General features: G+C 52.4%; 19 protein-coding genes and 1 tRNA gene. 9 read left to right on the top strand and 11 right to left on the bottom strand.

Features of this window, described 5'->3' with window-relative positions:
- Positions 1–63: 63 nt before the first annotated feature.
- Positions 64–1,299 (bottom strand): diaminopimelate decarboxylase, encoded by a 1,236-nt coding sequence (lysA, locus tag Pla144_RS05850; protein WP_146448714.1) that lies wholly within the window; start codon positions 1,297–1,299, stop codon positions 64–66.
- 127 nt (positions 1,300–1,426) lie between these two features.
- Positions 1,427–2,485, bottom strand: a complete 1,059-nt coding sequence (locus Pla144_RS05845; protein ID WP_146448712.1) for a hypothetical protein — start codon at positions 2,483–2,485, stop codon at positions 1,427–1,429.
- 421 nt (positions 2,486–2,906) lie between these two features.
- Between Pla144_RS05845 and Pla144_RS05840 the strand changes: the two genes are divergently transcribed.
- The gene (locus Pla144_RS05840; RefSeq protein WP_146448710.1) at positions 2,907–3,902 is read left to right on the top strand and encodes a sugar phosphate isomerase/epimerase family protein; all 996 of its coding nucleotides are present in this window, start codon (positions 2,907–2,909) and stop codon (positions 3,900–3,902) included.
- A 122-nt stretch (positions 3,903–4,024) separates the two neighbouring features.
- On the opposite strand, the gene Pla144_RS05835 is transcribed toward Pla144_RS05840, so the two are convergent.
- Genes Pla144_RS05835 through Pla144_RS05825 form a run of 3 tightly spaced genes read right to left on the bottom strand, consistent with a single transcriptional unit; the run spans position 4,025 to position 7,786 of the window.
- A complete protein-coding gene (locus Pla144_RS05835) occupies positions 4,025–4,759 on the bottom strand; it encodes a hypothetical protein (RefSeq protein WP_146448708.1) in 735 nt (244 codons plus the stop codon).
- 52 nt (positions 4,760–4,811) lie between these two features.
- On the bottom strand, positions 4,812–5,918 hold the full coding sequence (locus Pla144_RS05830; RefSeq protein ID WP_146448706.1) for an FAD-dependent monooxygenase: 1,107 nt from the start codon (positions 5,916–5,918) through the stop codon (positions 4,812–4,814).
- A complete protein-coding gene (locus Pla144_RS05825) occupies positions 5,918–7,786 on the bottom strand; it encodes a PEP-CTERM sorting domain-containing protein (RefSeq protein ID WP_146448704.1) in 1,869 nt (622 codons plus the stop codon). The genes Pla144_RS05830 and Pla144_RS05825 overlap by 1 nt, the downstream gene beginning before the upstream one ends.
- Before the next feature lie 285 nt (positions 7,787–8,071).
- On the opposite strand from Pla144_RS05825, the gene Pla144_RS05820 reads away from it, so the two are divergent.
- The 8 genes from Pla144_RS05820 to Pla144_RS05790 all read left to right on the top strand — a co-directional run bounded on the left by Pla144_RS05820 (position 8,072) and on the right by Pla144_RS05790 (position 15,451).
- Positions 8,072–8,656 carry an RNA polymerase sigma factor gene (locus Pla144_RS05820; RefSeq protein ID WP_146448701.1) on the top strand — a complete coding sequence of 195 codons (585 nt, stop codon included), beginning with the start codon at positions 8,072–8,074 and terminating at the stop codon, positions 8,654–8,656.
- Positions 8,653–10,725 (top strand): serine/threonine protein kinase, encoded by a 2,073-nt coding sequence (locus Pla144_RS05815; RefSeq protein WP_146448699.1) that lies wholly within the window; start codon positions 8,653–8,655, stop codon positions 10,723–10,725. Before Pla144_RS05820 ends, Pla144_RS05815 begins: the two co-directional genes overlap by 4 nt.
- Positions 10,726–10,811: 86 nt before the next feature.
- Positions 10,812–10,964 carry a hypothetical protein gene (locus tag Pla144_RS25020; protein WP_231936187.1) on the top strand — a complete coding sequence of 51 codons (153 nt, stop codon included), beginning with the start codon at positions 10,812–10,814 and terminating at the stop codon, positions 10,962–10,964.
- 226 nt (positions 10,965–11,190) lie between these two features.
- Positions 11,191–12,534 carry a DUF1570 domain-containing protein gene (locus Pla144_RS05805; protein ID WP_146448694.1) on the top strand — a complete coding sequence of 448 codons (1,344 nt, stop codon included), beginning with the start codon at positions 11,191–11,193 and terminating at the stop codon, positions 12,532–12,534.
- Positions 12,535–12,718: 184 nt separating this feature from the next.
- Positions 12,719–12,841, top strand: a complete 123-nt coding sequence (locus Pla144_RS25285) for a hypothetical protein (RefSeq protein WP_261342310.1) — start codon at positions 12,719–12,721, stop codon at positions 12,839–12,841.
- Between the two features lie 151 nt (positions 12,842–12,992).
- A tRNA-His gene (locus Pla144_RS05800) sits at positions 12,993–13,066 on the top strand.
- 120 nt (positions 13,067–13,186) lie between these two features.
- Complete coding sequence (locus tag Pla144_RS05795) at positions 13,187–13,609, top strand: hypothetical protein (protein WP_146448691.1); 423 nt, start codon at positions 13,187–13,189, stop codon at positions 13,607–13,609.
- Positions 13,610–14,173: 564 nt separating this feature from the next.
- Positions 14,174–15,451, top strand: a complete 1,278-nt coding sequence (locus Pla144_RS05790) for a hypothetical protein (RefSeq protein ID WP_146448689.1) — start codon at positions 14,174–14,176, stop codon at positions 15,449–15,451.
- Between the two features lie 339 nt (positions 15,452–15,790).
- Here Pla144_RS05790 and Pla144_RS05785 read toward each other — a convergent pair whose 3' ends face one another.
- The 6 genes from Pla144_RS05785 to Pla144_RS05760 form a co-directional block, all read right to left on the bottom strand.
- A complete protein-coding gene (locus Pla144_RS05785) occupies positions 15,791–16,363 on the bottom strand; it encodes a sulfotransferase domain-containing protein (protein ID WP_197530405.1) in 573 nt (190 codons plus the stop codon).
- Positions 16,364–16,487: 124 nt separating this feature from the next.
- A complete protein-coding gene (locus tag Pla144_RS05780; RefSeq protein ID WP_146448684.1) occupies positions 16,488–17,987 on the bottom strand; it encodes an SDR family oxidoreductase in 1,500 nt (499 codons plus the stop codon).
- An 89-nt stretch (positions 17,988–18,076) separates the two neighbouring features.
- Positions 18,077–18,865, bottom strand: coding sequence for an SDR family NAD(P)-dependent oxidoreductase (locus Pla144_RS05775; protein ID WP_231936185.1), 789 nt, complete (start codon positions 18,863–18,865; stop codon positions 18,077–18,079).
- Positions 18,866–18,872: 7 nt separating this feature from the next.
- Positions 18,873–19,322, bottom strand: a complete 450-nt coding sequence (locus tag Pla144_RS05770) for a hypothetical protein (RefSeq protein ID WP_146448679.1) — start codon at positions 19,320–19,322, stop codon at positions 18,873–18,875.
- A 17-nt stretch (positions 19,323–19,339) separates the two neighbouring features.
- Positions 19,340–19,756: a thiol-disulfide oxidoreductase DCC family protein gene (locus Pla144_RS05765; protein WP_146448677.1), complete on the bottom strand. Its 417-nt coding sequence runs from the start codon at positions 19,754–19,756 to the stop codon at positions 19,340–19,342.
- A 19-nt stretch (positions 19,757–19,775) separates the two neighbouring features.
- Complete coding sequence (locus Pla144_RS05760) at positions 19,776–20,657, bottom strand: MerR family transcriptional regulator (protein WP_146448675.1); 882 nt, start codon at positions 20,655–20,657, stop codon at positions 19,776–19,778.
- Between the last annotated feature and the right edge of the window lie 198 nt (positions 20,658–20,855).

Raw genomic sequence — 20,855 nt, 5'->3', positions numbered from 1 at the left:
GCAGAGGCTTGGCCCGGCCACAGGCCGAACCAAGTTTTAAAAGGAATACCAAAAGTTACCCAGCTAAAACTTAACCGTCGCAAAGTAGTCGTCCAGTGTTTCGGCACGGCGGATCTGTTCGACTTCACCATCCGGCTTCAGTAGCAGTTCCGCACAACGCAGTCGGCCGTTGTATTGAAATCCCATCGCGTGGCCATGTGCTCCAGCGTCGTGGATCACCAACACGTCCCCCACTTCTACTTTCGGAAGTGCCCGGTCGACCGCCAGTTTGTCGTTGTTCTCGCAGAGAGATCCGACCACATCGACCGTTTCGGTGAGGGCCTGGTCCTCTTTGCCCATGACCGTGATGTGGTGGTAGGCGCCGTACATGCCGGGACGCATGAGGTTCGACATGCAAGCATCGACTCCCACGTATTTCTTGTAAGTTTCCTTACAATTGATCACTCGAGTAATCAGGAATCCAAACGGCCCCGTGATCGTGCGGCCATTTTCCATAAAGATACGCGGCTTGAGGCCCGCTGGGAGGAGCTTGTTATCATAAAGATGGTGAACTCGCGCCCCGAAGTCTTCCAGATTGACCTCCGTGTCCTCGGGCCGATAGCCGACCCCAATCCCGCCGCCGAGGTTGATGAACTCTAACTCGATTCCTAGTTCATGCTTTATAAGAATCGCCAACTCGAACAGCATCTCGGCCGTTTCGACTAGCGACTGCACTCCCAGCTCGTTGGAGACCACCATTGTGTGCAGGCCAAAATGGGTCGCCCCTAGTTCCTTACAGCGCTTGTACCCGGCAAGTAGTTGTTGGCGAGTGCAGCCAAACTTTGCCTCTTGCGGATTGCCAATGATGACGTTGCCGGTTCGCTCGGGACCAGGGTTGTAGCGAAAAGCAATCGTCTCAGGCATCCCGCCTGCGGCCAACAGTGTGTCGATCAAATTGGGATGATCGAGATTGATGATTGCACCCATCTGGAGTGCATAGGCATACTCGTCGGAAGTCGTATTATTCGAGGTGAACATGATCGACTCGCCCGACAACCCGATGCGGTCACAGATCACCAGTTCTGCCATGCTGGAACAGTCAGCCCCGCTCCCTTCGTCGCGGAGCATGGAAACAATCCGTGGATTCGGTGTCGCCTTCACTGCGAAATACTGGCGAAATCCCTCGTTCCAACTAAACGCTTGCACCAAGTCACGCATCCGCTGTCGGATTCCGGATTCATCGTAGAGATAGAACGGCGTGGGATATTCTTGCAAGAGCCCATCGAGAGTTGAGGAATCGAAAGGAACCGTCTTTTCCATGGCAGGGATTTTTGTGGGGTAGGAGTGATTAAGTTAAGCGGCAAGTAGCCCCACATCGTAGCAAAGGCGGGCCAGAAGCGTAAGCGTCCGGAGATTGAAACGTCACGCCAGAGACCGCTCCGCACCCCTACTGCTTCGCGGGCCGACTATCCGGGCCATACTGAGTAACCCACAGAAAAGGTGCGCCTGAATCGTCGGTGCGAATCTCGCCAGCCAGTCGAGCCTGACTCAGCATGCGGTCCACGGCACTCATGAGCGTGGTCTTCTTCTTGGCCAATTTCACTGGAATTTCAGTGGGGCGAATTTCCAAACGATCCAAAATCCATTCATCCATGACCACTGGAATTTGCATTCGTGGCCCCAAAGCAGTCAGAGCTGTGGCAAGCGTATAGCCCTCAATCTCAATGCTGAGCGCGTCAAACATCTGTGGCGACAATGCGCGCGGACTCCCCTCCGGCTTCCACCCTATCGGCCACACTTCCGCATTTCGCGTGTAAGGCGCGACTACTAAGTGTAAGTCGCCGGGCGGCTCATTCACCGGGCGAATCGTCAGTCCCGCACTCCGCAGGGCAATCACCAGCGCTGTCCCGGTCGAGATCCCTTCAAGTTCCATCGTAAGTTGTGGGGCTGTGGCCAACAGCGGCCCCGCTTTGGGATCATGGCTGACGGGCAGATGAAACCCGCGCTCACAGTGCGCCAAAACTGCGGCCGCATCTTTCCCCTTGGTCGAAATCGAGAGCGGTTTCTCCAGGTCGGCAAACACCGTCCCAAATTCCGGTTCAGTCAAACGAAAAGGACCCCGATCGATTCCAGCTTCTGCCAACTCGTGAGGCAGACCCTCGAAGTAGGCCCGCAGCTTGGCCACGTCGCCGGCGCGAAACTTGTGCTGCGGAACAATCAGCTCGTCACGCGAGGTGAGTACCGCCAACACCGAGACGCGCGTCCCGGTCTCGTTGAGTGTCGCCTCCGGTTGTTCCTGGCCCTCGGCGGAGCGAATCTGCACCCGCGCGAGCCCTAGTTTCCCCAACCGCTTGGCCCATTCCTGCGGTGCAGTAATCGGCACACCCTTTTGCATAGCAACTTCGACATCAATCGCAACTTCTGCACACGCTCGATTGGCAAGCAAAAGCGTCAAAGCTGTGAAACACACAGAAAAGTAACGAAGAATAGTGATGGTAAATTGCATGATGCTTGATTGATTTGGCTTTGTGTCACCGTGATCAAAGACATGTAGAATGAAACAGAGCAAATTCAAGAAAGAAATGGAACACGGATGAACGCAGATGGGGCGGATGTACGCGGATCAGAAAAATTGATTTCTTGTTCTATCCGCGCGAATCTGTTCAATCCGCGTTTTTCCGCGACCCATTTCTTACCTAATTGGCTTTCAATTTTTGTTAACCTCCGCGGCTAGCGACGTTTTTATTCGGTTGGAGTTCAGGGATGTTTATCCCAATCAGCAAACTCTCTCAGAATTATAGCTTTCTCTGCCCCGGACGCCCGGCTGAGCCCCCCTCGGTTGCCAAGCCGCGAAAATTTGCGAAAATGGCGAAGCCTAACGTGCTATTCGGCTTATTCCGTTCACAATTCCACAGGAGACTCGTTTCATGTCGCGCCCCGTCACACTTTTCACCGGCCAATGGGCCGATTTGCCACTCGACGACATGGCTCGCAAATCACGTGAGTTTGGCTACGATGGCCTGGAGCTGGCCTGTTGGGGCGATCACTTTGACGTGGCCCAAGCAATCGCCGACGACGGCTACGCCGACGCCAAGCGCGAGCAACTCGACCGGCACGATCTCCAGTGCCACGCGATCAGTTGCCACTTGGTAGGCCAGGCTGTATGCGACACCATCGACGCTCGACACAAGTCGGTTCTCCCCGAGCATGTCTGGGGCGACGGCAAACCCGCTGGTGTGAACGAGCGCGCCGCTGAGGAGATCAAGAACACTGCCCGCGCTGCCCAACGCTTTGGCATCGAGGTGGTCAATGGATTTACCGGCTCAAGCATCTGGCCATTCTTATATTCGTTCCCTCCGGTTCCCGAGTCGATGATCGAAGCCGGCTTCGCCCAATTTGCCGAGCGGTGGAATCCCATCCTTGATGTGTTCGGCGAATGTGGCGTGCGATTCGCGCTCGAGGTCCATCCCACCGAGATCGCCTTCGACATCTACACTGCCGAGCGAGCCCTCGAAGCCGTTGGCCACCGTGATGAATTCGGTTTCAATTTCGACCCCAGCCATCTCATCTGGCAAGGCGTCGATCCCGTCGAGTTCATCCGCGCATTTCCCGATCGCATCTATCATGTCCATATCAAGGACGCCATCGTCACACTCAATGGAAAGAGTGGTATCCTCGCCAGCCATCTAAATTTCGGCGACTCTCGCCGCGGCTGGGACTTCCGTTCACCAGGACGTGGCGGCGTCAACTTTGAGGAGATCATCCGTGCTCTGAACGACGTCAACTACGCTGGCCCTTTGAGCGTCGAATGGGAAGACGCCCGCATGGACCGCGAACACGGCGCCCGGGAAGCTTGCGAGTTTGTTAAGCGACTTGACTTTGCCCCATCGAATGTGGCGTTTGATGCCGCGTTTGCGGACTAGATTTTTTGTTTCCGGCAGCCCCTATCCAAGGGTCGCCAATACTAGTGCATCCTGAGTTTAACTGGTCTCGTGTCAACGGGTTTGCAAACTACCTCTGAAATGTTTGCGACTACTAGTCCAAGTCAGAATGTTAAGCACCTGCGATAGGTCTTGGATTTTTCATGCTGAGCATCCTCGCGGACACACCACTCCAAGCCAACAAAGTGCGATTCTGAAAGTGCCGATAAGGTTTTGTTATTCGACAAGTGTTTCATCGTCACAATATCTTTGTCGGGAAGGAATGGATAAGTCTTGGTGTATCCGTTCAGCCGAGCATAGAAAAACTTACCTGGGCCGTGATTCACTCCCCCTCTACTGGGCAGGTAGATCGAACCTTTCCAGCCAGCCTCCTCCGAAGACCTAGGGTTTCGTCGAAATGCTGGGTCGTCTTGGTTCATCTTGGCTGCAAAAGCGACAATTCCCTCCTTAGCTACCTGAATCTCTACGGCATTGGCTACCGATAGATCAACATTTGCGTGGTCGTAGGGAGTCGAGAAAAACGTTCGCTCGCAAAATGAAAAGAATCGGTTCGAGTTATAAGCATGCACAAGGTAAGCTGCGTCCTGTGTTTCGCACCCTTTCGGCGGTAAGACTTCAACAGAGAAACTTACTTCTCGGAAGCGAATGTTCATGTATTTCGCATCGGCAGCGATAATCATAACGTGAGCCTTCCCGTCGTGTTCGGCAGGTTGCAGATTCTCCTCTTTTAAATATTCTTTCCAGAAGGCGTAATCTGCGGTGCCCAACAAGCTTACTTCTTTCACATGCTGAAGTTGTGCAGCCCATTTAATTGATGTGGAATCGATTTCACTGCTCATTTGATTCTCTGAATATTCTTCTACAACAACATCCGTATCGCACCACTTGAATTTAATAACAGACGAATGGCTCTGTGAATGTCAGCAACTCACGCATACTCCGTTGATGGAGTGTCTCCGGTGTGAGAATCATAGCCAAGTTCCTTATTCTTGTTAGCAAAGGGTTGTTAAGATTGCCCAACATGCCGACTCGATAGGATTGCTTGACGATGCGATCAACGCGCGGTTTTCGAAGTGATTCATAGCAACTTCCTAGGGATGATTCGGTAAGTCGTCCATCGCGACAGGCACCGAAGAGATAACCCAACACGACCGCGTCTTCGATCGCTTGGCATCCTCCCTGACCCAGGTTTGGTGTCATCGGATGGGCAGCGTCTCCTAACAACAGGATGCGCTCTCTGTACCAGCTCTTAATCGGTAGTCGGTCGTAAATCGGTGTTTTTAAGATGGTGTCGTCTGAGGTGGTATCAATAAGGTCTAAAATCGGCGACTGCCAATCGCTGAATTGGGTGGAGAGAAAGCTTTTACTATCCGTCGCGCAGGCTTGCGATGCGACATCCTCTTGTAGAACGGCAAACCAATAGACTTGTCGATTCAAAAGTGGGACAATTCCAAATCGCATCCCTGTTCCCCAGAACTCGACGGCCGTTGTTTGCATTGATACTGGGATTTCTATTGCGCCGGGGGAGCTCATCCCTCGCCACGCCGTGTAGCCCGCACTACGAGGCGGAAGTTCATCTCCCACGACGGCCTGCCGGAACAGAGAATGAACTCCCTCGGCTGCAGCGATCCAAGTCATTTTCTCCGACTCTACGATCCGCGCATCAAAATGCAATCGCGTCGCTGGCACAGCAGAAGCAAGCGTCGCCTGCAGGTCAGCACGGTGCAGCGCGATCATGTCGGAATGCATTTCTGAGAGCACGCGACCTCTCGGCGTCGCAATTCTCAAGCACGAGATCGCGTTGCCCTTGTTTCGTATCGCTTCTTCCAACCCGATGGATCTCAACGCATGGAGCGCATTTGAGTGGATTGTGATAGCGAATCCTGTGGTTCGCAAATTGGGGCTTTGCTCGAATAGTGAATACTCAAGGCCAACCCTTTCTAGCGTTGCGGCTAGCGTAAGCCCACCGATTCCCCCACCGATAATCTCGATATTCATCAGAGTAGTACCTTTTTGAGGATACTATCACGGCGGTGGACGACTCCCATCGCCGCAAAGGCAAAGAGTAGCAAAGTGCTGGGCTCGGGGATAGCGCTGCTAATCGATCCGGACGCAATGATCGAGGCACTAACGCCGCTACTGATTTGCCGCTGCCACGCTAGGAAGTCTCGTCCATCACTATCGCCGTCTCCATCGGCATCGGCCAGGGCATTGACTCCGAACGAATTCTGCCAGATCAGCAAGTCTGCGGAGTCCACGTCTCCGTCCAGGTCGAAGTCGGCCGAATAGGTAGGAAGGAAATTCGAAAGCACAACCTGATTGGGATCAAAAGTGCTGGTAACGCCATAATTTACTAAGAACGAGCCGGCACCATTCCCAAGTGTCAGTCGCTGGCCACTGCCGATGTTATTGAAGACACCGATAAGTCCACCCACGGCGTTGAAAACGGAAAAGGTATTGGTGGCTTCAGGCCTGAATCCATTGGCTAGATTGAGCTCGAGTGTCCCACCGAGAATTGCCGAACCAGCAACACCGATGGAATCGTAGCTGGAACCCGCTGAAATTCCGCCGAGGTCGATCGCCATTTTACCACCGGCTGATTGTGTATAACTTCCGGCAATAGTTGTACTGCCGGTCACATTGCCTGGAGCCAAGATACCGTTCGTATTGGTCACATTTCCGTTGATCATTTCAACGGTGAGTGTGCCACCGGTCCAATTAAATATACCACCTTGCAAAGCAATCGCTGGTGCGGTGAACAAACCGCTGTAAAGATTGAGTTCGCCACCTGCGTAAATCGTCGTCGTTCCGCCAACATCGATCTTGCCTTGGTTGGTTATGTTCACTTTGCCGTGCCCCTGCGTATGTCCATAGTAGGAGTCTCCCCCGATTGAGAGCGTCCCGGCAATCGTCCAGAGGGAGTCCGGTTTGCTCACCGAAACAGTACCCATTCCATCTGGGTAGATTCCAACGGCACTCCGTGCGGCGGTGACATGACCACCATTGTAGACGTTCAAGTTGCCTTTGCCGTGGGAACCGACCTCCAGTAGATTTGAAATTATCCACTCTGTGCCGATGTCCGTGGAACTTGCGACCCCTAGTGAATCGGCGTATTTCCCGATCGAGGCACTCGATGATATTGCTTGGCCACCGTTGTACAAGTTGAAATAGCCTGTTCCAGCAACTCCAACCTCGAGTTCGCCCGAGGTTAAGTGGGAACCATTCCCATCGACGAAAAGCGAACCGACGGCATTGGGTAAATCAGCAATGTAAGTTTGGCTCGTAGTGACGTGCGCACCGTCGTTAATTGCCAGCGTACCATTCCCTCGATACCCCACAATGGTGAGGCCGCTATTGAATTGAATATCATGAACATCCAACGTCGCACTGCTACCGGATACATCAGCAATCACTGTGGATCTTGTTGTCATTTGAGAATCTGTCGTTCCCTCAAGTGAGACAAGGGAAATATCAGTCGCGGCAAGACCCATGTTTAGGCTAATCTCGCCCGCGCTATTGGTTAACTTATACTGGTCGATCTCGAGGACTAAAGAATCATTGCCCACCAGCAAGCGGTTGTTCTCACCCGTCACATTCGTCATTACATAGGGAGTATTCGGATTCGTGCCGAGATTGAACCGTACGACGTCGGCGGCATTGCCGGGCCCAAAAAACGTCGGTGGAAAATAGGGACTCCACAAGGAGGCTTGGCGAAAAGGTCCTCCGCCAGTAGTTCGATAGAAAGTAGTAGCTTCTGTCATTTGGTGGCAATGCGAAATGGCCAGCGTCAGCGTCAAAAGTACTAAAGCGAAATTAGGCTGGGTGGAGGTGGGATTTGGTGTCTGGAGGAAGACTGGGGGGGACATTGCTTGTTTCCTTTTGGTTTTCTTCTGTCTTGAATAGAGGTAACCTGTTGAAAGTAAAGGGGTTAGTGAAGCGTCACAGCAGGAGGCGGCAATTCGATGAAGCAAAATTGGATGCCAACCCCAGGTGACTGCTCACCTACAGACTGCGGTTGGCGGAGAAACCGAACAGAAATTCTAGATTTTTTGCGACCGTCATCTTCTCGCCTACGTAGGCACCCTTCATGGCCCTAGGTAGACTGAGGGTTCTTACCCATTTGGCCCAGCCTCCGACGCTTGTGGAGTTCCATGGATTCACCGCTTGCCTTTGGCGAATTGCTAGTGCGCGTGCGCTCCGGTGACCAGGATGCTGCCGCCCAGTTGGTCCACATCTACGAACCAACAATCCGTCGGATTGTGCGGCTCCGGCTTGCCAACGCACCGCTCACGGCATTGCTTGAGTCCACCGACATCTGTCAGTCGGTGCTGGCAAGTTTTTTTGTACGGATGAATTTGGGTCAGTATTCGCTCGACACTCCCGAGCAACTGGTAAAGTTGCTGGCCACAATGGCCCGCAGCAAATTGGCAGGCCAGTTTCGCCGTGAACAAGCTCAACGACGTGATCGACGCAGAACCAGTCTGATTCCTGACGACCGGCAACTTGTGGGGTCCGGCGTAACACCGAGTCGAGAAGTCGCTGCCCGTGAGATTCTCGAAAATGTTCACCGAGGTTTATCGCCTGAGGAACGAGTGCTCGTGGACATGCGCCAGCAAGGACACGACTGGGCAAGCGTTGCGAACGAAATTGGCGGATCGCCTGATGCGTTGCGAATGAAGTTGACGCGGGCGATCGATCGTGTGGCTCAGGAACTTGGCATTGAGGACGAGCTGTGAACGGTGAGCCCGGATCGTTTCTTAATAGTGATGCGTTGAATAGCCGAAAGCGTCTCCTAGAATCCACTCTGGCCGAGCAGCGGATGCGATGGCGCAATGGATCGCAAGAGCCTGTAGAAGAGTATCTTGTTCGCTGCTACGATCTTCGAGGCGATTCTGAGGCCGTACTCGACCTGCTTTACAACGAAGTGCTTCTACGCCGCGAGCGAGGCGATTTCCCAACTCGCGATGAATACTTAGCGCGATTTCCTGAGTTATCAGGATCACTAGGGTTGTTATTTGAGGTTGATGAAGATTTGGAAGCGGACGGGCAATTCCTATCTGTTGATTTAACCTCGATCAAGAACGACCCCAGTTCACTTACTAATCCTCAAAGCTATTCGACTGAAAGAGTAGAAAGGGATTCGCCACGGGATGAACGTAATGCGCGCGCTACTTCTGATATGAAAGTTGTTCAGCGCCTAGTTGCCAGCAACAGCTTTCGGGGCACAGTAGAGCTCCACACGATGCTTCAGAAACGCTTGAGGTTCTTGAGCATATTACTGACTCTCATGTACCTGATGGCTGGCACTCAACTTCGCACGGTTTGGCATATGGGGCGTTGGCCTTACTATCCGATTCATATGGCAAGTGTCTGGGCGGTCTTGGCAATTGTCGCAAGTATTGCCCTATTTCTTCTCTTTCATCGCAAGTTGCTCCCAGTTCCTCTGCTACGCACCATTGAAGCGATTTTATTTCTATGTCCCATCTTGCAAACAACTTTCGTCCTTTTTGATCTAACGTGGTTGCAGGGAGATCTCTTGCGAAGTCTAGCGACGCCGGACCATGATTCCGCCTACTTCTTTCACACAATGGTCTTATTTTATTTTCCGTCGATCACAGGATATGGAATTCTAATCCCGAATACTGGAAGACGTTGCTTCATTGTCACTCTTGCCATCGGAATGGTCCCCCTTGTGTTGCTGGTTCTCGGTCTGCCGTTGTCACCCGATGTATGGTTGTTGCACCGTATCGCCTACCTTCAGGGATTCGTCTGGGTCTCCATGTGGATGGGAGTCGGTATTGCGTGTGCCACATACGGGTGTCACCGTATCAATGTGCTGCAACGGGAGGCTTTTATCGCCAGACGACTTGGCCAATATCGGCTCCGTGAGCGTCTTGGCTCGGGGGGCATGGGCGAGGTTTATCTCGCCGAACATGTGCTACTCAAACAGCCCTGCGCGGTGAAAATCATTCGCCCCGAGCGGGCCGGCGACCCTGCCGCTCTCCGCCGTTTCAAACGTGAGGTACAATCCACTGCCAGACTCAAACATTGGAATACCGTATCAATTTACGACTACGGTATCGCCGCCGATGGTACGTTCTACTATGCCATGGAATACTTGCCTGGATGGAATTTGGAAGATATGGTGCGATCCTTTGGTCCGTTGCCACCGGCTCGGGCAAGTCACCTACTTCGCCAAGCCTGCGCGGCCCTCTCAGAAGCGCATGCGATTGGACTGATCCACCGTGACATCAAACCTGCAAACCTCATTGTTTGCCAACGGGGTGGCGTATCGGATGTTGTCAAGGTACTGGACTTTGGCTTAGTCCGCGATATCGATTCAGGAGACGGGGAGTCGCTTACGATCGAAGGCATGATCGCAGGCACTCCCGCTTACATGTCCCCCGAGCAGGCAAGTGGCCATAAGGAACTCGATGCCCGTAGCGATGTCTATAGTCTAGGCGCAGTAGCATACTTCGCACTCACAGGCAGCCCTCCCTTTGGCGAGCGGACGCAGGTGCAAGTCTTGGCTGCCCACCTCTATGAAACCCCTCGACCTCTTGTCGAACTCAACCACCAAGTTCCATCAGAGCTGGCAGCCACCGTGATGCGCGCACTTGAGAAGCGCCCCGAAGATCGTTTTCCCGACACGCAAAGTCTCTCTGACGCCCTCACCTCAAGCGATATCCAGAATCAGTGGACTTCGACTGACTCTGCCACTTGGTGGAAAGAACACTCACCTGAAATCCGATCCACCGAATCGTCAATCGTGCCGGACCATGCACTCGTGGGAAGTACGAGCTAGTCCTACGGGGTCACACAAATTCGTCTTCATTGCGTCTGGAGCAATTCTCAGCCCTTCCTAGCAATCGCGAAGAAACCCTCCTCGCCTTGAACGACATCCACTATGAAGGCCCCTTGAGAGTCGAATGGGAAGTCGCCCGCATAAACCGCGAGCATGGCGCCCGGGAAGCTTGCGAGTTTGTTAAGCGACTTGACTTTGCCCCATCCAATGTGGCGTTTGATGCCGCCATTGCGGACTAGCTGAGCAAAGAACTGTAGACCGGAACAAACCGTGTGCAGTTCTGACGTTGCCCTGACAAAGTCAATTTGGAGAAGTGCCTACTCCAAAAAGGGGCCAACTTGGTCGAGAAAAATGCGCGGCCAAGTTGACCAATATGACCAAGCTGACCAACATGTCATCGATACGACTCTCTGGATGGTATAATAGGAGGTACTTCCATATTACCCAGCTTCCTGACGAAACGCCGTGCTGAAACTGTTTGACCAATTTGCCGTTGTTGTGCTCTGCATATTCATTGCGGCAGATGCATACGCTGAATCGGCCCTCGCCGACATGCCATCTCTCGCCACGGGGGAGGTGCTCTTCTCGGTGCCTGACCTTTACTCAGCGAATGGCTCGCCTGGAAATGTCACCGCTGACGACCGCCGCAGTGCGACTACCAGCTTTGCTCGGGCTCATAAGTTTTGCGATGAGGGAGATGTCGGGGCGGCCCTGCGGTGGACTGCTCGCACGTTGATGTTCGCCCCCAATCATGCCGACGCTCGTCGGGTACTTGGCTACGAACGCTACAACGACACTTGGGCAGGGGCATTTGCCCTGCGGCAGTTGGAAGCGGGCAAGATTTGGAATCACGAGTTCGGCTGGGTCGAGGCTGATGATCTATCCCGTTACGAAGCTGGTGATCGCCCACTCGGCCAAAAGTGGATCAGTGCCGAAGCAGATGCCCTCCGCCATGCAAAGATCGACGACGGTTGGCGGATTCGCACCGACCATTTTCAAGTGACTACCAACGATAGCCCCGAGTCTGCAGTCGCACTAGCCACTCGGCTCGAAGAAACCTACCAGGTCTGGCTGCAACTCTGCGGCGGATTTTTTATCGACGCGGCCGATCTCAAGAAACGTTTTGAAGGCAAGTCGTCGCGTAGTTACCGGAGCAAGCCGTTCCAGGTCGTCTACTATCGCACCCGTGGCGAATACAACGATACCTTGCTGCGCCAGCAACCACGAATCGGAATGACCCTCGGTATCTATTTTGATACGAGTCGCGCGACGCATTTTTTCGCCGGAGAAGATCAAGATCCTGGCACGATCACCCACGAGGCCGTGCATCAGTTCTTTCAAGAATCGGCCCCGGCGGCCCGCAATGTCGGCGGTCTTTCAAACGCCTGGATCGTCGAGGGAATCGCCTGCTACTTTGAATCACTAAGCCCCGTGCGCCTCGCCGAGGGGAAGCATGCCTACACCATTGGCACGCCCCAGGCGGGTAGACTCCCCGCCGCCTATCAGCGAGCGATCATCGACGAGTACTACGTCCCGCTAGCAGAGCTGTGTAAGCTGGGTACCACCGACCTGCAGCGCCGCACGGACATTGCCCAGCTCTACAGTCAGTCGGCCGGTCTGGCCACCTTTTTCATGCACTACCAGGACGGAATTTACCGTGAACCACTGCTCAAATATCTTCAGCTCGTCTATGCAGGCCGCGACAAACCGACTACGCTCCAGGAAGTCACCGGCCAAAGTTTCGCCGAGCTGGACAAGCAGTATCATGAATACCTCATGAGCCTGTCCGGCGAGGATAGAAAAGAATAGTAGAGAACACAAAGTTCGCTTACATCTAAATCCAATAGCCACAAAGAAAGACCTAATCTCGATCCGGAATTTCATAGACCTTTTTGTGCATTTTTGTGTTTTTTGTGGCAATCAAGAAACGATCCCCTACAAGGGTTTTAATTCTTCAAACTAACTGAACCAATTATTCTCAGGAGAACTCTTTATGTTGTCGCTGCTCGCTCATGTAACCCCCCAGGAAATGCCCACCGGCCTACTACTTTTTGTCTGTGGAATGCTCGCCGGCAGCCTGTTGACCCTGGCTGTGCGGTACGCCCGTTCGAGATAGAATCAGCAATTCTCAATGACCAATGCCCATTGAATCATGGTATCAATAGATTTGGGCATTGGACGTTGGAAATTGGACATTCATAGCTGGTTCTCATTAATTGGTTGACCACCCGTAAGTTCCGCAGTAGGATCTTTAGATTCTGCTTACGGTGGCTGTAGTTCAGTTGGTTAGAACGTCGGATTGTGATTCCGAAGGTCGTGGGTTCGAATCCCATCAGCCACCCTCGCCTTAAACTCTGCTGAAACAAGCTTTTACGTTACCTGCCTACGTTGGCAGTGCAGCTCTTAATCCTTGGAAATAAACGGTACATACCGTTTTGATCCTAAAGAAAGGAGATGCATCGTGCCTAAGCTTGTTAATTCTTTGCCTAAATATCGTCGCCATAAGGCTTCTGGACAGGCAATCGTCACTCTCTGTGGGAAAGACTTCTACCTAGGCCCTTACGGTAGCAAGGTTAGCAATGTCGAATATGACCGCCTCACTGCTGAATGGCTCACCAATGGACGTAGATTGCCAGCAACTGAAGAAGTGTCCAATACGATTGACGATCTTCTAGCTGCTTTTTGGCAACACGCTGAAAGATATTATCTAGAGTTGGATGGTAATACTACAAAAGAGTTAGATTCCTATCGACAAGCCATGAAACCCTTACGAAGGCTCTACGGGGATACCGCTGTTGAGAGTTTTGGACCACTCCGATTGAAGACAGTACGGAATGAATTCGTAGAGATTGGTAAGGCAAGAGGTCATCCTAGGGCTTTCTAGGGCTATTTGTCGTTAAGCATCACGCATCAAATCGCATAGTTAGGAGCCTGGTAAATGGGGGTGGGCCTATTGTTTTTCAATAGGGTGGTGTTTGGGGAATATGGAATAGAGAGCTAAATGAAGCTCCATGCACTCCGTCCAATGTTTTTTGTCTGAAAGGTTATACGACCATTACGAATAGAAATCAGCGAAAATATGGCGAGAGCTATCACACGGGCCTCCCTACCAAGGTGAAGGGACAGCACTGCCTGTGGCTCAAACCACGGAACGCGTCGCCTTTTGCGTTCGCCAATTTGTTTGATTAGACTACATCATTCAAGTACAGGAATATCAGCTCGATCTGGGGAGGTCTGAATGTCTTTTGAGCTTGCTTGCCCACATTGTAAACGCGGCCTTCGGGTTCTCAACGAATCCTCAGGGAGGCAAATTCGCTGCCCTGCATGCAAGCAAATTTTTACAACACCCGACGCAGTGGAAGAGCTTAGTGTCCCCCTGGTAGTTGATCGTTTTAGTGCAACTGATCATGTCAGAAAACGAAGCAAAGTTCCTTGGCCAGCGATGCTGATGAAGATTTGTCTGCAACTAGCTGTCATCGCAGGTCCCTTTTTCCTTGGGTATGTGTTACTCACAAGAGGCGGTCTTCTTGCCCCTAAACCACAGCAGCGAGTCGAAAAGAGAGTGGCCGTCCGAGAACAGCCGCCGGTCAAACAAGAGTCGCGAAGCAAAACACCTCGCAGGGAAACTCCAACACCAACACCAACACCGGCACAGCCTTTTGTAAGAGAGCCTGAGCCGCCGCCGCCCAAAAAAGCGATCAATCCATTCTCCGAACTGCCAGATTTCGTAGACCTGCCCGATGTATCTTTATCGACTCCCTCGGCTATGTTTTCTGTACCAGAACATGCATCTATTGAGTTGGTAACGAATGATCCGGCGCTAACCCTAGTCGACAGTTCGATATTGTGGCAGACAGACGATGACGCTGCACCTGAGGCGATTGCACAGCTGGAAGTGGGAAATGAATCACTCAAGCTTAGTTGGTCTGAATCACCACCAGAAGACGCAGTGACTGCACTCACCAATTCTCTCTTGGAAATAACAGCCAGCGAATCTAGCAGGGCGGTTGCTTTGCGTGCGCCGATCTCTGTTGAGCCGCTCAGGTTTGACCTTACAGATACTGTGCAACGAATCGCATGCAATCTGGAACCGCCACCGCCGATTGAGTTCGTGCGATTTGAGTTGCTGAGCTTCGGGAGATTACCGATAGACAGAACTAAAGGCGCGGAAACATACGTGCTAGCTCCAAGGGAAGAAGCTTTGCTGTGGTACAGCACTCAAGATCCTATAGCAACCAAATTTGTCATGCTAAAGAGGGGAAAGACAGCCGCCATTGACGTTACGCATGGATTTGCACTCCCTTCTGGCGATGAAGAAATACTGTCTGTAGCTAGGGGGAAGAAGCTTCGCAGAGAAATCGAGAGACTTGCTAATGCGGCAGAAAACGCAGCCAACTCCATCGTACAATTGAAGTCGTACCTTTCGCAACTTACTTCTCAGCTAGCACAGATTCGCCGAACTGAAACAACTAGCATACTAAATGGAGTCAAAGTGCCAGATTCCGTGAAGGTGGCGCAAAAAGCTATGGCCATTACGAGAACCGAAAACGAGATTGCAGCAACTCGTCGCAATGTTGTTGTAGCAGAGGGCTTGATCGCAGACCGTAGTAGGATTGAAGAAGAGCTTACCGCCCTCAACCGAATCGCAGAGTTCGCAAACACAATAGACAGCACAGCGGTGTCGTACCGATTCTTTTTGCAAGTGGGCGACCACGAGGTGGACTAAATTGTTTCTGAAACAGAGCCGTAACCTCTAGCTACTCTACATTTTGCCCAGCTCAATACTAACTTAAGTATTGGTTACCTACTATGGGGTCGGATGGAGTGTCTAGCTCCTCAACAGAAGTAAGCCTAAACTGACACAAGCACCGAATAGCATCGAGCTTGGCTCGGGGATCCTGCTTGCGACGCGAAATCCTGTGAAATAGTTAAACTCGTAAGAGGGAACCTCACTGTCCCGAGGCTCGCCTGAGTCGAGGGACAGATCAATCAGCAAACGATGCGGAACAATCGCAAACGGCACCTTGAGTAGGGAAGTGAGAACCTGTTCCCGATATGTCGCCGATCAAGAGGAGTCGCGTCGGTTGCGATAGAGCTGGGGATCCACTGCCGCAGACATGGCGGTAGCGTCTAGGTGGCCGCCGAGAAACTCGTTGAGCTCCATCGCGGCAGAGAGTGGATCGGTTACCAATTCTGCGTAGTCCAGACGGAGAACCTTGAGATTTTTCTGCGCAGGTAGCCATTGCTCAAGCTTTTGTAAATGCGATGCAAAAGCTTTCCGAAGAATCTCACGTGCGGCTCCGGCACGACCTTGCCGCGCGAGCATCTTGTCTTGCGAATCCAATACTTCTTCCAGATCTCGCTGCATCAAGATAATTGCATAATTCTCCGTCGCAGGAAGTGAGAAAAGCAATTGAGAAATGACTTTAACCGCTTTGCCCTGACAATCTGAGAGCCAACTGGAATCCTGTTGCAGACGTTTGACGGGCTCGTACTCACAATAGCCCTTGGGATTGTCTTCGTCGGCAAGCCGTTGTTCGTCGGTAACCAGACCGACCCCACCCCGATCTAGCATCTGCATCAGCAACGAAGTACCGGAGCGCGGGAGACCAGATACGACGATAATCGCGTTGTCCATGAAGATTATCTCCCAAGTTTTCTGTTCAACTTTTTGAGATCCAATTCTATTGACCCAGCAGAATCATGACAACGATCCATGCAAGAGAATTGCCAGCCTCGGTCGAAGAAAACTTGGCCGGAGATTATTTCGAGAATAGAGCCTCGCTTGTTTGGCTCAATTCTTCTCGTAGATCTGGCTTCGTATCGACCTGTTCCGCCGCATGACCGATGTTCCTTAGCATCCCGGCAAACACGATTTGATGCAGCGGGTAGATTCCGTACCAGTAAGCTAGGCCCAGGATCCCCAGGGGATCGAAAATCGCCGTTTGGCGAATTTGGCTCCCTCGCTCGCAAGGGGTGACTTCAAATTCCAGCCAAGCGCGGCCGGGGAGTTTCATTTCAGCGCACAGCCGTAGTCGATGAGGCGGCTCATAGAGTTCTACGCGCCAGAAATCGAGAGCATCGCCGACCCGCATGTTTTCCGGATCACGGCGCCCGCGGCGCACTCCGACTCCTCCAACCAGTAGGTCGAGAAAACCTCGCACCGACCACAACCAATCGCCATAGTACCAACCTGTTCTACCACCAATGCGGCGAATCGGGGCAAACGCTTGGTTGGGTGAAGCTCTTACTACGATCGTTCGCGAATCGACCAGCCTGGAACCAAAGCGCTCTCCTCCCCACACACGAGGAGCGCCGGCAGATGAGTAGGCGTCGGACCACCTTGTTTCGGCAAATTCGCGATCTTCATTGACCAATGCCCGAGCGATAGCCTCACGGACGGTGCGGGGGCGAATGGAGAATGTGGTTTCCGCCAGGTTGTTCGAAATGAGTGTCGGATTCCGGAGGCTTTCGACGAGTTTGCGGCCGACTCGGGCGTATATCGGAGTGACCAATCCCAACCACAGACTCGACAAGTAAGGCGTCAGCAGGGGCACGGGAATCATCCAACGCTTCAGTCCTCGCTGGCGTGCATACTCTTGCATGAGTTGCCCGTAAGAGACTTGATTGGGACCACCGATCTCGTAAATTTTAGGTGAACCCGACGGAGCGGCAATCGAAGCCAAGAGATATTCCAATAGATCTTCTATGGCGATTGGTTGCGCCTTCACCTGAACCCAGCGGGGACAGATCATCACAGGCAACCTTTCTACCAATGCGCGAATCATCTCGAAAGACAAGCTGCCGGAGCCAATCACTATTGAGGCGCGAAACTCCACGACGTGACGATGGTGTGCGCGTAACACATCGCCGGTTTCCTGACGACTTCGCAGATGCTTTGAAAGGTTGTGATCAGAGCTACCAAGTCCTCCTAGATAGATGATCCGACGAACCCCAGCGGCTGTCGCAGCCTGTGCAAAGTTCTCTGCTGCGATTCGATCTTGAGTTTCAAAATCGCGATCGGCACCCATCGAGTGGATAAAATAGAGAGCCGTGTCGACGCCCGTCAACGCCTCAACAAGCGACGCAGGATCAAGCACATCTCCCGCAACGACTTCTGTCGATGGTGCCACGCTCCCCTTGAGCGTTTCAGGTCGGCGCGTGAGACAGCGGACTCGATAGCCTCGTTGTTCCAAGAGCGGCAGCAGTCGGCCGCCAATGTATCCGGTTGCGCCAGTTAGCAGAATTAGTTGGTTTTCCACTTGATCCACCACTGTCGCACGAGAAAAAATTTGATTCCCAAGAACGCTCTGCTAATCACCGCCCCAACATGCGTAGATAAATGTTATTATCAAGTAGACTGCCTACGTCTCGGCAGTAGACTTGACAATCCCCCATCAAGGCCGATGACTTGACCCGTGATCCAACTATTCTGTGGATCAAGAAGCCACGCCGCGAGCGACACCACATCTTGTGTTTCTCCGAGCCTGCCCAGTGCGTGCATTTCGGTTGAAGCTGCGGCAGCCGTAGGGGTGTCCCATATTTGCCTCGATAGCCGCGTTTGCACTAATCCGGGACTAATGACATTGACCCGAATCTTATGAGAAGCATAGGTTGCAGCGGCGGAGCGGGCCATGCCGATCACTCCCCCCTTGGCGGCGGCAATTGCTTCGTGGTTGGGAATACCAATCTCGGCCGCTGCCGAGGCAAACAAGACAATCGACCCACCACTCTTGCGGAGCAACTTGCCTCCCGTGCGAATCGTCGAAAAAGCTGTAAACAAGTTAGTTTCGAGCGTTTCCCGGAACTCCGCATCGGAGGTGGAGTGAGCCGGTTTAAGTAGCATAGAACCGATGCAATTCACTAGACCTTGGTAGCCCCCACAATGCTCGGAGTGTTCTACCAGGGCATGTTCCAGGCTCTGCGATACCGAGAAGTCGACCACAGCAAAGGGCTGATCCAATTCTGCCGAGAGTGCCGCTAGCTTGTCAGGATCTCTTCCAAGCAAAAGGACTTGATTCGTAGTGGCGACCAAATGTCTGGACAGTGCCGAGCCTATCGTTCCTGTGGCGCCGAGTATCGCGATGGTTGACATAGTAAGAGCAAACGGGGGAGAGTGAATAATCGATCTATGAGTCACGGAAACTCTACATGACTTGAACCGTCATTGACCAGCAAAGTTCACCGACCAGAATACCGCGAATGCTCCAAGCAAAGGTACGGAGCCAATTTGTGCGGACTAAGCGTTGTATTTGCTGTTCGTCATAACCCGCCAAGAGCGAATGATGAATTGGCATCTGGCGGAAAATAGTCGATACCCAAATGATTCCCAGCAGGATTGTCGCAGACCAGAAAACCGCGGAACTTCTGACTGTAGGAAACGAAACAAGCAGTAGGACTGCAGTAAATAGTTCGGCAAGCATCGGAATAGCCACAACCAGAGTAGTAAGTTTCTGATGCAGTCTTGAGTAAGTCGAAAAAAGACCGATTCCAACGTAGGCCATCAGCGGGTAATGCACAACCTGAACAAACCAGATAATACCAATCATGATGAGGGTAGAAACGAAATGGAGGTAAATCAGAATCTGCTCGCTCACAAGAAGACTCCCCTCGATCACAGAGAGGTTGGAGTTGAATGCTTTGCAGAGCATGTTTGCGTTGAGCACCGGCCCGTAAGTCGGAGCCGATTCCGTGCAAAGATCGAATAGCCAAGATCCAAGACTTGAGTCACCAGTGGTAAACGGCTCAGGGCAGTGAGACGCTTAAAACCGACCGCTTCATACAGTCGCCGAAAGACCTCGACCCCTTCCAGCCATGTGCCGTCGGGCAGCCTAGCATGCATTTTAGCCATAAGTTCTTCGTAGGTTTTCCCAGCTTCATCCACTTTGAACGTTGGTGCATCGATATCAGTAAATCGAATCTTGCTTCGCTTGTCCCAACGCTGCAACATAGAAATTTCGCGAAGACACAACGGACATCCTCCGTCGTAGAAGACCTCTATGGCGTGATCCTTGCTTGTTGTGCATTGCATGAGCACTGTATCCCTTTTATCAATTTTTTTGCTGACCGACACCAGCTTGCAATGTGTCAACAAAAGTAGCCAAGTGACGCAAATTATCGCAGAAAGCAGAGTACACCATCTGTTGCCTGATTTCTGAGTTTAGGGCACGTCCACCTACTACGACCACTGCGCCAACTTCGTCGGCAACGCGATGAATCTCGGCATACTCTTCCACAAACTTAGCAGGCGTTTCGATTGACGAAACTGTGAGCCACAATAGTTTAGGCTTCGTGTCGTTGAGGGCCTCCACAAAAGTAGAGGTCGGTAACTCTGCTCCCAGCGATGTAGCTTGCCAGCCCAATTCGCGCAGAACAACTTCAATCATGGCGGTCGGCAATCGATACGGGTCTGAATGCATGGTCCCCCCTATAGCTTGAGGTGCGTCGGCGGAGGGGCTGGGCATTGAGCTACGAAGTTCGTGCAACAATCTTGAGCCAATCTCGCAAGCACGTCGTTCGCGATAAACGGACACTTCACCGCACTCCCAATGGTCGCCTATTTCATGAAACGCCTCAGCCAGCACACGATCACAGATCTCGCAGACCGTCTGCCCTGCCAAATAAAGGTCTAAAACAATTCGCCGGCACTTGTCTTCGTCTCCAGCGACCAGGGCGTCTCGGATTTGCTCGCGGGCTCTGGTAAGGACAATTTCTCCCCGCCCAGTGTTCGAAGGAAGCCCTAACAGTTCAGGCCGCACAAGTTCTTGTTCCGATCGCCGCAGAAATTGAAACACCTCGTCCAAAGCCAGACGACGATGACCGCCAGCCGTGCGAATCGTCGCCAATAAGCCTTTGTCGCACCATCGCTTGAGAGATGATTCACTTACACCGATGGCCTGCGCCACTTGCTTTGGAGTAACAAGTTTTGTCAACGAAACACTCCTTGGACAACGGCTAGAAGCCGGACAAAATGAACGATTAGGATGAAATATAGAACGGTGGCTGGACCTTGTCCAGTTTAACATCACAAAGAAAACCCCGTACTTAAAAGCACAACTACAAGTTATTTCCCCAGGAAAAGCAAGAATTTTTGGGCGGTTTGGCCGATTGCCTGTTGACGTGACCAAAGC

Source organism: Bythopirellula polymerisocia, assembly GCF_007860015.1.
GTDB lineage: Bacteria > Planctomycetota > Planctomycetia > Pirellulales > Lacipirellulaceae > Bythopirellula > Bythopirellula polymerisocia.
Note: the sequence above shows the minus strand (reverse complement) of the source record. Positions and strands in the feature narration are given on the sequence as shown.